Here is a 14,626-nt window from a genome sequence, read left to right as displayed (position 1 = left end):
GTTTAACAATTAAAGGAGGAATAAAATGAGTCACTTAACTGATGGACACTTAAATTTGGAAGACAGACAAATAACAATTAATCGCGTGTTTGACGCTCCAAGAGAGCTTGTATTTAGTGCTTTTACTGACCCTGTTCATATTGGAGAATGGTGGGGACCAAATGGATTTACAATCACAACTCAGGAAAGGGATGTAAGACCAGGTGGAATTTGGACGTTTATCATGCACGGTCCAGATGGTATTGACTATCCAAATCAAATTCAATATTTAGAGGTTATAAAACCGGAAAAACTTGTTTATAAACATGGTACAGGCGAGGAGAACGATCCAAGATCCTTTGAAGTCACAGTTACATTTGAGGAAAACGAAGGTAAAACCTTACTTACGATGTGTACTTTATTTGCTTCCGCAGAAGAGCGCAATCATGTCATAGAATTTGGTGCAATTGAAGGCGGCAAACAGACTTTAGATCGACTTGCTAACCACATTTCTGAACGATAAACAGTATTGATTACCTATATCATTATCAAAGATATTTGGAGGAATTAATAATGATTGAAAAACAATTTAAAGTAGATAAAAGTCAACTTGTGATTACACGTGTATTAGATGCACCTCGTGAATTAGTTTTTAAAGTTTGGTCAGAAAAAGAACATTTACAAAACTGGTGGGGTCCAACCGGCTTAGAGCTTATAGTTGAATCTTTAGATTTCAGACCAGGTGGAAAATTCCACTATAGTATGCGTTCACCTGAAGGATTTGAAATGTGGGGACTTTTTGTATATGTTGAGATTGTAGAACCAGAAAAAATTGTATTTGTAAACTCATTCTCTGATAAAGATGGAAATATTACTAGTTCACCGTTTCCTGAGACATGGCCATGGCCATTAGAAGTTCATAACACTTTAACGCTTAAAGAACATGATGGAAAAACGACTCTGACATTAAGAGGGAATCCTATTAATGCAACTGAAGAAGAAATTAAATCATATGAAGCTGGGCACGAATCAATGAAACAAGGCTTCGGTGGCACATTCAAACAACTTGAGGAATATTTAGCAACAGTTTTATTATAATATCAAAATACCCACTTCCTATTGGAGGTGGGTATTTTGTAAACTTCAATTTTTATTAAGGCTTTAGAATTACTTTAATACACCCATCTGTTCTTGTATCAAATACTTCATATCCATGCTTTGCTTCGTTTAAAGGTAATATATGAGTAACGACATCACCAATATCAATTTTACCTTCATTTACTAGATTATAAAGGAAAGGCATGTAAGGAATCACAGGTGCTTGTCCTGTCTTAATGTTTACATTTCTTTGGAAAATATCACCTAATGGGAAGGCGTTATATCGACCTCCATATACACCGGTTATTTGGATTGTCCCAGCTTTACGTACAGCCTGAGATGCAATGACGATCCCACCCATTGCACCTCCATGTAGTTTCAAACCTGACGCAAGATATTCCATTGGTGTCATTTTTCCACTCATTCCTGAGCAATCAATGACAATATCCGCTCCGCCTTTTGTTATTTCTCTCAAATACTCACCGACATTTTCATGATGCTCAAGATTTATTGTTTCAACATTATTTGTCCGTTTCGCGTGTTCTAATCGGTAAGTTAAATGGTCAACTGCAATAACTCTTTTTGCGCCTTTAAACCAAGCGAACTTTTGCGTAAGTAATCCTACTGGTCCACATCCTAAAACAATCACTGTATCCCCTGGTTTTACACCTGCGTTATCAACACTCCAGTAAGCAGTTGATGCTGCATCTGCAAGTAAAACTAATTTTTCATCCTCTACTTCGCAATTGTCTGGCAGTTTAAACGGTGTAAAGTTTCCATAAGGTACTCTCATATACTCAGCCTGGCCACCTGCATAACCACCTGTTGTTTCTGAATAACCAAAAAAACCGCCCATTTCACCATGTACATTCGAATTGTCACATTGACTTGTAATATCATGTGTACAGTACCAACAAGAACCACAGCTAACATTAAAAGGGATGATTACACGGTCACCTTTTTTTAATTTCTCAACGCCAGGACCAACTTCTTCTACTATACCCATTGGCTCGTGACCTATGACATAATCGGTTGGCAAATTAGGGATCATTTGGTGAATTAAGTGTAAATCCGATCCACAAATAGCAGAAGTTGTAATTTTTACAATAATATCATCCGATTTTTGTATTTCAGGGTCTTTTACGTCTTTTACTTGTACATTTTTATTGCCTTGGTACGTTACTGCTTTCATGGTGATTTCCCCTCTTTCATTTATTCGGCGTTGCGAACATACCGAGTCGATCGGTATCATTAGGAAATAATTTCATATTCGCTATAAAAAGTGCATTTTCTACTGACTTTAAATCTAATTCAACTTGCTTGCCAACATCATAAGGATATAACCATCCTTTATTGATCATCAATTCAGTCAGTTCTTCATGTAAATCAAGCATTTGCTCCATTTGACGATAGAAAGCATTTCGTAGTTTTGGACTCGTTGTTTCAGTGATTGCAATTGCATATGTATGAATGCCACTTTTAATAGACAGTAAGAAATCAGTTGAAAATGTGGCATCTGCCATTTCTGGCATATGTTCGGCTCCTTGTGGATCTAAGTAATCCATTATCATGATTATTCACCTCGCTCTAAATAGTTGGTTCTTGCTCCCTCATAAAAACCTTTCAATTCTGTTAAAGCAGCAATAGACTGCTGTACATCTTTTTCCATTAATTGCTTCAAATCGTTATCAAAACAAATACCCATCATTAATTTAGATTTTAATAAACTAACAGTTTTAAAATTAATAATTTCATGAGCTTCCATTGTCTCATGGAATGCCAAACCTTCCTGTTCCACTGTGTCACCTCCATCAATGCTCAATTATATGTAATGTCACCATTCTTACTGTTTGTTATGCTCGTATTTAAATTCAGAAATATTAAATCGCAAAACAGAAATGAATATGAATAAGAAGATTCGTAAAAACAGAAGATAGTGTGGATATATATCTTAGGAGGAAAAAAATGAAAAGAATTTTAGGACTTCATGAAACATTAGAATTACATGAATTAATTACTTTCAAAAGCCTATGCCTTACAAAATCAGCCACAATGAGTGGACTAGTTCAAGATTTGGACTTACAAACAATTCTATTAGATGATGCGAAAAATGGTCATGAGCATATACAACGTTTAAAAGAATTCCTAACGATTACTGGTGATCAAGTATGACAAACATCTTACAGAATATAGCGGGCATGGGCGGAATGACTGATCAAGTAATTGCGACTGATTTCTTAATTACTTCAAAATCAGGTGTTAGGAATCTCGCATTTGCTTTAACAGAAACAGCCTCTAAAGAGTTAAGAGAAACATTACGCCAACAGCTACGGGTAGCAGTAGAAACACATGAATTGATCAGTAACTATATGGTTACAAAGGGGTTTTATCATCCAATCGATTTAAACGAACAAACAAAAGTTAATGTAACAACGGCTAATACAGCCTTAGAATTAGCAAGTAAAAAATTATAGACTACAAAATTAGTTCCTTAGTTATTGAATTACACCTAAACAATAGTCGTAGATTGTAACCTGACCAAAAACAAAAAAAGACCGCAATGGTCTTTTTTTCTTACGATTACTTTATATAAACATCATAATTAGCCAAGAAATGGTATCACTGAATATGCAACGATATTTCGATCACGATACGTTTGAGTAATCACATCGCTTTTTGTACTTAATATTCCATTTTGTAATAATACTGGTTTAAAGCCTCTTTCCATTGCTCCATTATAAGTAAATAGAACACAATGCTCAGCTGCAAAGCCTGCAATAATCACTAAGCTAACACCTTGGTCTCGTAGCACTTGTTCCAATTCAGTTTCCCAAAATGCATTTGAATGCTCTTTCTTGATACAAATATCATGTTGATCCACTTTTATTTCTGGAATAATTGAAAAAGAATCATCATCAATATCACTTGCTCCCTCAATGTCTTGAATATGAATGACAACATTATTTTTTTCACGAATCAACTCTGCAACATAGTTTATGTACTCACAAGCGCCATCAACATTCATCACTTCTCTTTGTTTATCCAGCAAGTTTTTTTGCATGTCTATAATTAAAAATCCGACTTTCATTTTTTTCCCCCTATAAAATCTTTGATTAAGCCAATACAACTTATCAGGAAATATATTCCATATCTTTTCGAAAAAACCTCTATTTTTTTGGCATACTATTTGAATAAATGTAATAGAAGCGTAAAAAAGTCCCGATAGCAAAACATACCTAACGGGACTTCTATCTATTTCATTTTCATTTAATTTTTAGCAGGGACATTAATACCGAGCTGTAATAATCCATTTCCTTCTTCTAATTTAGAATATCCTAGCGAAATCGTATGAGAAATTAGCAATTCATAGATTTCCGACTCAGTAATTTTCTCATTATTTTCAGCTTCATATTGATGAATCAATAAAGCAATTGCTCCTGATACATGTGGTGTTGCCATGGATGTACCCGAGAGAGAAGCATATTGATTTCTTGGATAAGTGGAAAGTATTTTTTCACCTGGTGCTACTAAATCAACCTCATCATTTGTATTACTAAAATAGGATAGACGCTTTTGTAGATTGACAGATCCGACTTCCACAACTTCTTGGTAGGCACCCGGATAGCTATATTCACTTGTATCTCCGCTGCCATCACCTTCATTACCAGCTGCGCAAACGACCACAATATTTTGCTCTACCGCATTTTGAATTGCTTCATGTAAACCAGTGTCATCTTCTGGACTACCCAATGACATTGAAATTACTCGAACAGTTTCTCCATTACAGCCTTTCCAATATGTTGCATATTCAATCGCCTTTGTTACAGCCTCTACGCTACCTTCTCCTCTACCATTTAGTACTTTCAGAACAAGTAGCTTTACTTTTGGAGCTACGCCAACTACACCTTGTCCATTTTGAGTGGCACCAATTGTACCACAAACATGAGTACCATGACCGTTATTATCTAAGAATACGTTTGGATCTCCTCCATAGTCTTCAGTAAAGTTATACCCTCCAATTATACGGTCCTGTAAATCTGAGTGGTCTGTTTGACAGCCGGTATCAATTACTGCAACAACCACATCTTCCCCTTGAAACCCTTTTTCCCAGATAGACTCAGCTTCGATTAAACGGACACCAACAGGTACTTCTTTTGTACGCCCTTTAACTTCTTCCAATTTGTAAGGAATTAACCTAAACTTGGACATGCTTATCCACTCCTTTTTGGGTTTTTACATCAGGATCATATTCTTTGAGGTTATTGTAATATTCTCCGTCTTTCCATTTTTTACCTTGTAAATTCATAAACAAATAAGCATTTTCATAAAAAATGACTCTTTTATCATGGTATTTTGATAGAGCCACTGAGGATTGACCTATCATTAAATAATCTTAATTATCACTTTAGAATTAGATTTTTTACTATTTTTTACTATCTGAAAATCACAAATAAAAAGGACTGATAAACAGTCCTTTGTGATTTAAGCTTTCATTTGTACATTTTATTAAAACAAAATAAAGGCTCAATAAAATGAAAGTTTCAACTATATTTTTGCACCCATCACCTTTAAAGTAGGTAAATTTAAATCTTTTGCTTCTTCGAAAAACTTAACAAATCAACATCTTACACAGTTTACAACTGTTTTTTCGTTTTAAAAAATTACTAATTACCATAATTACTTATCTACAAATCAGAAAATGAGATTTACCTATACATATTGAATATTGTAAGTAGATTTCATTACTCCGTTTGGATATAGTTTCATTTCCTTTAAATCTAGTTTAAGACATGACTTTTCACTGCCAAATAGTGATGTACCTTCCCCTACTAAGATAGGATTAATTTTCAATACTAATTGGTCAATGAGTTTATGTTTTAGCAATGAACCTGCTAATTCTCCTCCACCACATAGCCACAATTTCCCGCTTTTTTGCTGTTTTAAATGTTCAATAAATGAAATCGCGTCTCCTTTAACTAGTTCTACCTCTTCATTTGATTCAAATTCTAAGGAATTTGAGAAAATATAATGCTTTAATCCCTTATAGCCAGGTTCTCCAGGTTTCGCACCGAATTGAAAACCAAACTCATATGTTTTTGTCCCCATCAATACTGCATCATATTGTTGTATATCTGCTAAAAAATCTGGAACATGTTCACCATCAAATAAAAAGAGTGATTTGTGTATATCTCCTTCAAGCATACCTTTGTCTGATATAAAATTATCTATTGAAACAGCAACATGGTAAATTAATTCAGCCATAATAGAATCATCACCTTCCAAAAAATGAAATTACTTAATTAATACATTTAATGGAATTCTAACTAAAAATATTCGCCTATTGGTTAAATATTCTATCTATAAATCGATAATATTTTACTCACAAAAAAGAGCCGATCTTAAGATCGACTCTTTCTTTCATTCTAAAAATGATTTCTATTAAACTAATTTATAAAGCTTTGAATATTTATCTTCTAGATAATCTATGAAGTATGAAACATTTAAATCTTCACCAGTAATATCGATTAGTAATTCTGAAGGTTTTTTTAATTTTCCATATTGATGAATATGTAAAGTAAGCCAATTAACGATTTGATGTAGCTCACCGCTTTTAAGAAGTTGTTCATAATTTGGTAGATCTTGTTTCATTTTATGTTTAAATTGAGCCGCATACATTGCACCTAGCGCATAAGATGGAAAATAGCCAAAGTCACCGCCAGACCAATGCACGTCTTGCAGCACTCCTTCACGATTATTAGAAGGAACGATCCCTAAATATTTCTCCATTTTTTCATTCCAAACCTTTGGTAAATCTTTAACTTGTAAATCACCATCAAAAAGTTCTTTTTCAATTTCATAACGAACCATAATATGGAGTGGATATGTACATTCATCCGCTTCAATTCTTATAAATGATGGTTCACTATGGTTGATTGCTTGATAGAACTCTTCAACAGTCATATCTTTAAAGAAATCTCCTGTTTGTGCTTTTAATTCTTCATATTGTGTTTCCCAAAATTCTAAACTTCTTCCAATCATATTTTCAAAAAATAGTGATTGTGATTCATGAATACCCATTGAAGCACCAGAACATAATGGTGTTCCAATTAAATTAGATGATAGATTTTGTTCATAAAGTGCGTGGCCACACTCATGGATCGTACCAAATAAAGCACTCATAAAATTATCTTCTATGTATTTTGTTGTAACTCGTACATCGCCTGGGTTTAATGTAATTTGAAAAGGATGTACTGTTTCGTCCAGTCTTCCAGATTGGAAGTTATAACCTAATTTACGTAATACATTTTCACTAACTTCTTTTTGAATATCTTTTGAAATTGGTTGAAATAATTCATCTCTTTGAAGTGAAACACCAGAATTAGAAATTTTAGAAACAAGTGGTACAAGACTTTCTCGTACTTTACTAAATACTTCATCAAGCTTTTTTGTAGTCATTCCTGGCTCATAGAAATTAAGTAATGTATCATACTTTTTATCTGTATAACCCCAGTACTCAATAAATTTCTTTTTCATTTCAACGATTTTCTCTAAATACGGCTGGAATGTTAAAAAATCTCCCGAATCTTTCGCTTCTTCCCATGCTGATTCACTTAAAGCACATAATTTAACATATTCTGCATATTCATTTTTTGGAATTTTACAGTTTAAATCAAATTCTTTTCTACATTCTTTAACTGATTTCTCTACAATTTCACTTAATCGCCCTGTACCAATTTCACTTTCAAGACGTATCAAATATTGGTCCATTTTTTCTGAAGTGGTCATCTCGAATACTTCTGAAGAAAGTTGACTAATTACATTTGAGCGCTGCTCTGCACCATTTTTTGGTGCACCAGTACGTAAATCCCAATACATTACATTAATGGCTTCATTATAATTTTCAATTTTCTTTAAATAATCAGTAAACTTTTCCTGTACTAAATGTAATTCCATGTTTCTCCCTCTTTTCAATGAACTATATTTTCACTACCATTCTATCATATTTATGACTATATTCTTCCAATTTTTATGTAGGACATTTTTAAATCATTTATAGTACAATGTTTTTTAGGTGAGGTGTTTCATATGAGAATTTTATTATTAGGTGCAACTGGAAGAGTCGGAAAACAGATTCTTGATTTTTTATTAGAAGCGAATCATGAAGTAACTGTATTGGTAAGAGATAAACAAAAACTTACAAATCAAAATCGATTAATCAAAATTTTACAAGGTGATGTTTTACAAAAAGAGGATGTAAGAAAATCAATCGAAGGTATTGATGGTATTATTTCTGCTTTAAATACAGATGAAAATGAAACCCTTTCAAAATCAATTCAGATACTTATTCCTCTTCTAGAAGAATTTCATATTAAGCGTATTGTTACAATTGGTACAGCAGGAATTTTACAATCTAGAGTTGAACCAAATACTCTACGTTATTTGAGTTCAGAATCAAAACGCAAGTCAAAAACAGCAGCTACTGATCATGAAAAGTTATATCATCTATTAAATGGTAGTCGGTTAAATTGGACAATTGTTTGTCCAACCTACTTACCAGACGGTAAAATGACAAAAAATTATCGAGTTAGTGAAAACTTTTTACCAGTTGATGGCAAAAGTATATCAACTGGAGATACGGCTCATTTTGCAGTGAATGAATTTTTTGAAGAGAATTATAGAAAGTTAAGAGTTGGGATTTGTTATTAATACAAAAAAGCTAGCATTCGCTAGCTTTCAGACTGAATCTCTTAGGTATTTGTACTTCTACAAACTAAAGCTAGCATTCGCTAGCTTTTTATTATTGGTTCAACAGGTAAACTTTTTAATATTTTATCATAAGTCTCTTGCTGTATATCATTTTCTATAAAGAGAATGACTTTACCACTATCCTCATGACTACGAATTAGTCGACCGATTCCTTGACGTAATCTAAGTAGCATATATGGTTCATCTATTTCTGTATATGGATTATCAGCATTTTGACGTTTTGATTGGAACACTGGATCATTTGGAGGGAATGGTAATGAATGGATTATTACCTGACTTAAAGATTCCCCTTGAATATCAAGTCCTTCCCAAAGATGAACAGCACATAGTGAAGCTGTCTGATCCTCTTGGAACTTTTGAACGATTGAACTAATTTCTTCTTCACCTTCGAAATATAGAGGGAATTGTAAATTCTCTTGTTCAATTAGCGTCTTAAATTGTTTCATTTCTTTTGAAGAATTAAATAATACTAAAGAGCTTCCGTTATTATTTTTTAAAGCTTCAATAATGTTTCGGTTTTTCTGATCTGTTTTATTTTTTTCAATTTTGTTTAATTCAATTTTCATTTGTTCTTCATAATCAAATGGAGAATTAACTGAAAAAGATAAATAATCCTTAATACCTAAACTATTTGCGATATATTCAAATGAACTATTTTGTGAAAGTGTTGCTGACGAGAATAGTATTGGCATTTTTTGCTGGAATACTTTCTCTTGTAATAACTCATTAACAGCTTTAGGCATAATAACAAGCGTTAATTCGTTTTTGTTATATTCAATCCATTGAATAGCCGAAGATTCATTAATAAATAAATTCAAACAACGCTCAACATCATCTAAATGTTCATCAACAATATTTAATTGATATTCATCAATTGTATACATTTCACTTTCGAAAACTAATTCATCACCAATTTTACTGATTTGAGATTTTAGATGTTTTCCTAATGAAATTAATTGATTATTCATGTTTAATTGATAACGTTTAGACCCTTCTACTTCTACACTATTATTATCTAATTCATAAAAGAATTGATCATATGTTTCTAAAGTATCTTCTAATAATTCCTGGAAGCTCTCTCTAGTACCAGATTGCATTAGAAATGAAAGAAATGTATTTAAAGTTTCTTGTTGCAGTCTGTATGTTAATGATTTTTGGCTAGCAAACTCTAATAAGTGACCTTCATCAAATACGACACAGCTTGGATTTGGTAGTAGTGGTAACTGACCTTCACGCTTTCTTGAATCAACTGTCCAAATATGTTCCATATAAAACTCTTGAGAACAGACAATTAAATCAGTTGCTTTACGATAGTGTTCTCTTGAAAGTGTTTGTCCACAACGATGTCTTTGATCACATGTTGAACAATCTTGGAAATAATCATAAGAAATCGTGTCCCACTCTTCATCAGTCAACTCTTTATATTCTGTACGATCTCCATATGGTGTAAATGTTTGTAGTGTTCCATAATCATTCACAAAACTTGGTAAGTTATCATAAACAGCTAAAACTTGATCTGAAGTTTCATCTTCTGTTCGCTGAATATCAAGCTTTTTCAGACACAAATAATTCGTAGTTGATTTTGCTAATCGAACATCAATTGATAAATTTAATGCATTTGATAATTTTTCAATATCACCATTTTTTTTAACAAGCTGCTCAATTAAAGACTCATCCGCACAAGCGATAATCGCAGGCTTTCCAGTATATCTTGCATAGCATAAGCAGTACAGTAAATAAACAAATGTTTTACCAGTACCAACACCTGCTTCTGCAAAAATAACCTTCTTTTCTTTAAAAGCACGTTCGACTTGATACGCCATAAAAATTTGTTCATCTCTTAATTCATAACCAGCATCAGGTAATAGATCGTAAAAAACATCTCCAATCCATTCCCCAAGCTTGTCTATAAATGAATCTTGCTTTCCTACCTCAAAAGGTAATTTTGATGTTGTACTCATTGCTACCCCCAAAATGTAAATTAAAAAGAAAAAAGTTCTCTATGAGAACTTTACATTCACTAATTTATTTGTTGTTACTTTGATGTTAAAAAATAGTCTCTAATGGCTATCATACAAAATATTTACTAAAAGTACAATAATACACACTAAATATAAAGAAAGACTAAGTTTTTGATGTTTTCAACGCTATATTCTTGGTTCAATTAATTGATGTAGCAGAATTTGTGACTTTAGACCCTCTACCCCATCAATCTCTGGTTTTTGGTCATTTTGAACACATTCGATAAAATGATTGATACAATCTTCAAAGCCCCTCTGCTTTAAAGTAGTATCCCACGAAGGACTTGTTGAAATCGAAAGTTGGTTATTTGACTCCGTTTCCAATGAATTCATGTTCTTTACACGTATGATCGCACCTTCTGTTACTAGTTCTAATTTTTCTAAATTTGTTCCAGCCTTACGATGCATTTCTGTAAAAATAGGAACGTTACATTCAGATTTAAATAAATGACCAGCGTATGTAAGACTCTTTTCATTATTTACATTCATTGTAGAATCGATTATATCCAAATCCCCATTTCCTAACCATCTAGCAGTATCAACTAGATGAAGATAATCATCTAACATTGTGAATTCATATGAATGAGGTCCAATGCTATCCATTCGATGTTTTTCAAAACGAATGGAAGCAATGTTCTTTGATTGCTCTTTTGCCGCTACATACATAGGCGCGAATCTTCTATTAAATCCAACCATTAATTTTCGATTATGTTTGATCGCTAACTCTACTAATTTTTCAGATTCATCAATACTAGCCGCAAGTGGCTTATCAACATAAACGTCTTTTCCTAAACTTAATAAAAAAGAAACAATTTCAAAATGTGTGCTAGTTGAGCTATGAACAAATACTGCATCACATTGATCAGCAAGCGTTTGGAGGCTACTAAAATCTTGAATACGATATTGTGAACATATCGATTTGCGTTTATCTTTACTTGGTGAAAAAGCACCTTCAAAACTCCAGTTTGTTTCTTTTGTAAGTATCGGCAAATAAGCCTTTTGAGCAATATTCCCTAAGCCGACCATACCAATGCGTGGTTTCTTCATTTATCTCATCCTTTTAAACAGATTTAACTTCATATATTGTCATTTTAACAAATTATCCTGAAATTGTTTATGTAAACACTCATAAGCTACATAAAAATATGAAATGAACTCAATTAATATGGGGAAACTATTAAATATGATCAAATGATAATAATTGTATAGGAGATGATTGATTGTATTTGTATTCACTTATTCAATCTAATTTTGATACAAACGATGATTTAAGTGTAGTAAGAGATATTTATCTATTACAACATGAGAATAGCTTCTCAAGTGATGAATTCCATGACATGGTAACAAGGTATAAAAGCACTGCAGAAACAAATTGGCACGTAGCACATCTTCTTGAAAAGAATCATGGTTTTAGAATTGTTCCATCAATCAATTTATAACATTACATATTTCTTAAAAAAGTACTAGTTAGCATGTTAATTAGTACTTTTTAACATTGCAAATTTTTCATTTTGCCCTTGGAAAGGGAGACTCTTGGAGTTGAAATTAACTAACCCCTAATCACATCAACAATATATACGAAAATAGAGTTAGTTAAAAAAAGAGCCACATCCTTTCTCAAAATTTCCGAGAAAAAATATAGCTCGATTAAACATTTTACATATTCATTATGTGATCATCTAGGTTAGTAATTATTATCATTTCTTTATTCAAAATTTCTAGGTGGACGTTTTCCAAAGTATTGATAATAATCCGTTTTAATAAATCCATTAAACAATTTACGTTTTTTAGTTGCTGGTTTACCGTAGAATTGTTCAAATCCTTCATGACTAGTTAAAACATAAACCGACCATGTGTCTAATTTCGTGTAAACTTGACCCATATCAGCATATAATTTTTCAACATATGGACGGTCATTTAAACGCTCGCCATATGGTGGATTTGTTACTACGTATCCATAGTCTAATCTAGTCGTAAAGTCCTTAACTTGCATTTGCTTAAATGAGATCGAGTCTGCTAAGCCAATTTCATCAGCATTCGCTTTTGATACGTTAATCATTCTATGGTCAATGTCTGATCCGATTATTTCTAATTTCTGATCATAATTTGCCATATCATCCGCTTCTTGTCTTGCTTCGTTCCAACGTTTTTTACCAATCCAGTGCCATTCCTCTGAAGCAAAGCTTCTGAAAGATCCTGGTGCAATATTTTGACCAATTAAGGCAGCCTCAATTGGAATTGTTCCAGAACCACAAAATGGATCAACAAATGGTAAATCTGCGTTCCAGTTCGTTAACAAAATTAATGAAGCCGCTAAAGTTTCTTTTAATGGTGCCTCACCTTGTTCAACGCGGTATCCTCTTTTATGTAATCCTTCACGGCCAGTTGTATCAATTGTTAAAGTAACAATATCTTTTAAGATTGAAACCTCAACACGGAATAATGGGCCATCTTCAATTAGCATTCCTTGTACATTTTGAATTGTTTTTAATTTATCAACAATTGCTTTTTTCACTATCGCCTGACAATCCGAAACTGAAAATAATTTCGATTTTTGAGATTTACCTGTAACAGGGAATTGTCCATTTCTCGGAATAAACATATGCCATGGTAGTGCTTTAGTTTTTTCAAATAATTCATCAAAAGATGTTGCTTTAAATTCACCAACTCGAAGCTTTACACGATCCGCTGTTCTTAACCATAGATTAGCCTTAACAATGCCATCTTCATCAGCTTTAAATAAAACGCGACCATTTTCAACCTGTACATCTTCAAAACCTAAGCTTTTTACTTCTCTTGCAACTAACGCTTCAATACCCATAGCTGCTGTTGCAATTAGTGTATATTTAGTCAAATTTTTCACCTATCTCATTCAATAAGAATGCACTTTTCTATTTTTATTTTCCATATCTTCATTATGAACAAAACACGTCAAAATTACAAAAAACTCTCCAAGGATTAGAGAGTTTTAAACAGTTTCATCATTTCATATGTTCTGTAAGCCATGTTCTGTTCCTTAGTACTTCAAACGGCTCTCGCCTCGTACGTAAAGGTGGTAATCATCTATCTACAGAATACTCTGTCCCTTTCTAAGTTCAATTCCTTCGAAAGGATTCCCCTACCATAATTTGGGTTTCTCGCTCGTGGGGTTTACCGCGTTCCACTCCTCTCATTTCTTCGAGGACTACGTCACTGTGGCACTTTAAAGGTAGTAGAACCATATCCATAAAGGACTTAGGTCCGTTCCCTGCCGTTAGCTTTACAGCTACCCAATCTTATGACTTCGATTGGCACGAACACTACAGCCATCTCAGGTCTGTGCGAGCATGGACTTTCCTCAACAACGTCAAGCGTTGCAGCGATTACCCGAACATAATGAAACGAACATTATCTAGTATAGTAAATTCTACTTTAGTTTGCAATGCTTTCTTACATAATAAGTTTAGTAAAAATTATTCGAATAGTTTGCTACCAAAGACATGCTTCTCTAAATTAGACAATCTTTTTAATACATCCGTATTCGTATTATTAAAAGGCGAAGGAGTTGGAGTCGTATTTTTTTGATCTTCTAATAATTTTTTATACTTTGCATTTTCTTGTTGTAGGGCTACTATTTGATTTTGAAACGATTCATAATCTTTAATAATTGTATCTAAGTATTGGTCTACCTCTTCTTGATTATATCCACGCATTGAAACTTTGAACTCTTTGTTTAGGATATCTTTTATACTTAGTTTTACTTTTGTTGATTCCATGTGTGT

General features: G+C 33.0%; 17 protein-coding genes and 1 other RNA gene. 6 read left to right on the top strand and 12 right to left on the bottom strand.

Going from position 1 to position 14,626, the window contains the following annotated elements:
- Positions 1-25 precede the first annotated feature (25 nt).
- Positions 26-502: an SRPBCC family protein gene (locus ACX6U0_RS16425; protein ID WP_464960959.1), complete on the top strand. Its 477-nt coding sequence runs from the start codon at positions 26-28 to the stop codon at positions 500-502.
- Between the two features lie 50 nt (positions 503-552).
- Positions 553-1,077 (top strand): SRPBCC family protein, encoded by a 525-nt coding sequence (locus ACX6U0_RS16420; RefSeq protein WP_464960958.1) that lies wholly within the window; start codon positions 553-555, stop codon positions 1,075-1,077.
- Positions 1,078-1,132: 55 nt separating this feature from the next.
- Here the strand turns inward: ACX6U0_RS16420 and ACX6U0_RS16415 are convergent, their stop codons facing one another.
- The 3 genes from ACX6U0_RS16415 to ACX6U0_RS16405 are packed head-to-tail and all read right to left on the bottom strand — an operon-like array spanning position 1,133 to position 2,875.
- Positions 1,133-2,269 carry a zinc-dependent alcohol dehydrogenase gene (locus ACX6U0_RS16415; RefSeq protein WP_464960957.1) on the bottom strand — a complete coding sequence of 379 codons (1,137 nt, stop codon included), beginning with the start codon at positions 2,267-2,269 and terminating at the stop codon, positions 1,133-1,135.
- Between the two features lie 16 nt (positions 2,270-2,285).
- Positions 2,286-2,648 (bottom strand): spore coat protein, encoded by a 363-nt coding sequence (locus ACX6U0_RS16410; protein ID WP_464960956.1) that lies wholly within the window; start codon positions 2,646-2,648, stop codon positions 2,286-2,288.
- Between the two features lie 2 nt (positions 2,649-2,650).
- Complete coding sequence (locus ACX6U0_RS16405) at positions 2,651-2,875, bottom strand: spore coat protein (protein ID WP_464960955.1); 225 nt, start codon at positions 2,873-2,875, stop codon at positions 2,651-2,653.
- 167 nt (positions 2,876-3,042) lie between these two features.
- Here ACX6U0_RS16405 and ACX6U0_RS16400 point away from each other — a divergent pair, with 167 nt between their 5' ends.
- Together ACX6U0_RS16400 and ACX6U0_RS16395 are read left to right on the top strand one after the other, a co-directional pair.
- Complete coding sequence (locus ACX6U0_RS16400; protein WP_464960954.1) at positions 3,043-3,249, top strand: hypothetical protein; 207 nt, start codon at positions 3,043-3,045, stop codon at positions 3,247-3,249.
- A complete protein-coding gene (locus tag ACX6U0_RS16395; protein ID WP_464960953.1) occupies positions 3,246-3,551 on the top strand; it encodes a spore coat protein in 306 nt (101 codons plus the stop codon). The genes ACX6U0_RS16400 and ACX6U0_RS16395 overlap by 4 nt, the downstream gene beginning before the upstream one ends.
- Before the next feature lie 128 nt (positions 3,552-3,679).
- On the opposite strand, the gene ACX6U0_RS16390 is transcribed toward ACX6U0_RS16395, so the two are convergent.
- The 4 genes from ACX6U0_RS16390 to ACX6U0_RS16375 all read right to left on the bottom strand — a co-directional run bounded on the left by ACX6U0_RS16390 (position 3,680) and on the right by ACX6U0_RS16375 (position 8,031).
- Positions 3,680-4,165 carry a cysteine hydrolase family protein gene (locus ACX6U0_RS16390; protein WP_464960952.1) on the bottom strand — a complete coding sequence of 162 codons (486 nt, stop codon included), beginning with the start codon at positions 4,163-4,165 and terminating at the stop codon, positions 3,680-3,682.
- 179 nt (positions 4,166-4,344) lie between these two features.
- On the bottom strand, positions 4,345-5,286 hold the full coding sequence (locus ACX6U0_RS16385) for a S8 family peptidase (RefSeq protein ID WP_464960951.1): 942 nt from the start codon (positions 5,284-5,286) through the stop codon (positions 4,345-4,347).
- Positions 5,287-5,787: 501 nt separating this feature from the next.
- On the bottom strand, positions 5,788-6,339 hold the full coding sequence (locus ACX6U0_RS16380) for a dihydrofolate reductase family protein (RefSeq protein WP_464960950.1): 552 nt from the start codon (positions 6,337-6,339) through the stop codon (positions 5,788-5,790).
- A 177-nt stretch (positions 6,340-6,516) separates the two neighbouring features.
- On the bottom strand, positions 6,517-8,031 hold the full coding sequence (locus ACX6U0_RS16375) for a carboxypeptidase M32 (protein ID WP_464960949.1): 1,515 nt from the start codon (positions 8,029-8,031) through the stop codon (positions 6,517-6,519).
- Between the two features lie 132 nt (positions 8,032-8,163).
- Between ACX6U0_RS16375 and ACX6U0_RS16370 the strand changes: the two genes are divergently transcribed.
- Positions 8,164-8,784, top strand: coding sequence for an NAD(P)-dependent oxidoreductase (locus ACX6U0_RS16370; RefSeq protein ID WP_464960948.1), 621 nt, complete (start codon positions 8,164-8,166; stop codon positions 8,782-8,784).
- 80 nt (positions 8,785-8,864) lie between these two features.
- On the opposite strand, the gene ACX6U0_RS16365 is transcribed toward ACX6U0_RS16370, so the two are convergent.
- Together ACX6U0_RS16365 and ACX6U0_RS16360 are read right to left on the bottom strand one after the other, a co-directional pair.
- A complete protein-coding gene (locus tag ACX6U0_RS16365; protein ID WP_464960947.1) occupies positions 8,865-10,805 on the bottom strand; it encodes an ATP-dependent DNA helicase in 1,941 nt (646 codons plus the stop codon).
- 186 nt (positions 10,806-10,991) lie between these two features.
- Complete coding sequence (locus ACX6U0_RS16360) at positions 10,992-11,912, bottom strand: Gfo/Idh/MocA family protein (RefSeq protein WP_464960946.1); 921 nt, start codon at positions 11,910-11,912, stop codon at positions 10,992-10,994.
- A 173-nt stretch (positions 11,913-12,085) separates the two neighbouring features.
- Here ACX6U0_RS16360 and ACX6U0_RS16355 point away from each other — a divergent pair, with 173 nt between their 5' ends.
- Positions 12,086-12,304 (top strand): hypothetical protein, encoded by a 219-nt coding sequence (locus ACX6U0_RS16355; RefSeq protein ID WP_464960945.1) that lies wholly within the window; start codon positions 12,086-12,088, stop codon positions 12,302-12,304.
- A 266-nt stretch (positions 12,305-12,570) separates the two neighbouring features.
- On the opposite strand, the gene ACX6U0_RS16350 is transcribed toward ACX6U0_RS16355, so the two are convergent.
- From ACX6U0_RS16350 to gpsB, 3 genes are all read right to left on the bottom strand, one after another.
- Positions 12,571-13,719 (bottom strand): THUMP domain-containing class I SAM-dependent RNA methyltransferase, encoded by a 1,149-nt coding sequence (locus ACX6U0_RS16350; protein WP_464960944.1) that lies wholly within the window; start codon positions 13,717-13,719, stop codon positions 12,571-12,573.
- A gap of 139 nt (positions 13,720-13,858) precedes the next feature.
- Positions 13,859-14,239, bottom strand: an RNA gene (gene rnpB, locus ACX6U0_RS16345) — RNase P RNA component class B.
- Positions 14,240-14,317: 78 nt separating this feature from the next.
- Positions 14,318-14,620: a cell division regulator GpsB gene (gene gpsB / locus ACX6U0_RS16340; protein ID WP_464960943.1), complete on the bottom strand. Its 303-nt coding sequence runs from the start codon at positions 14,618-14,620 to the stop codon at positions 14,318-14,320.
- Positions 14,621-14,626: the final 6 nt, after the last annotated feature.

This window comes from Gottfriedia sp. ABJ_BB2_2 (genome assembly GCF_055484705.1).
Note: the sequence above shows the minus strand (reverse complement) of the source record. Positions and strands in the feature narration are given on the sequence as shown.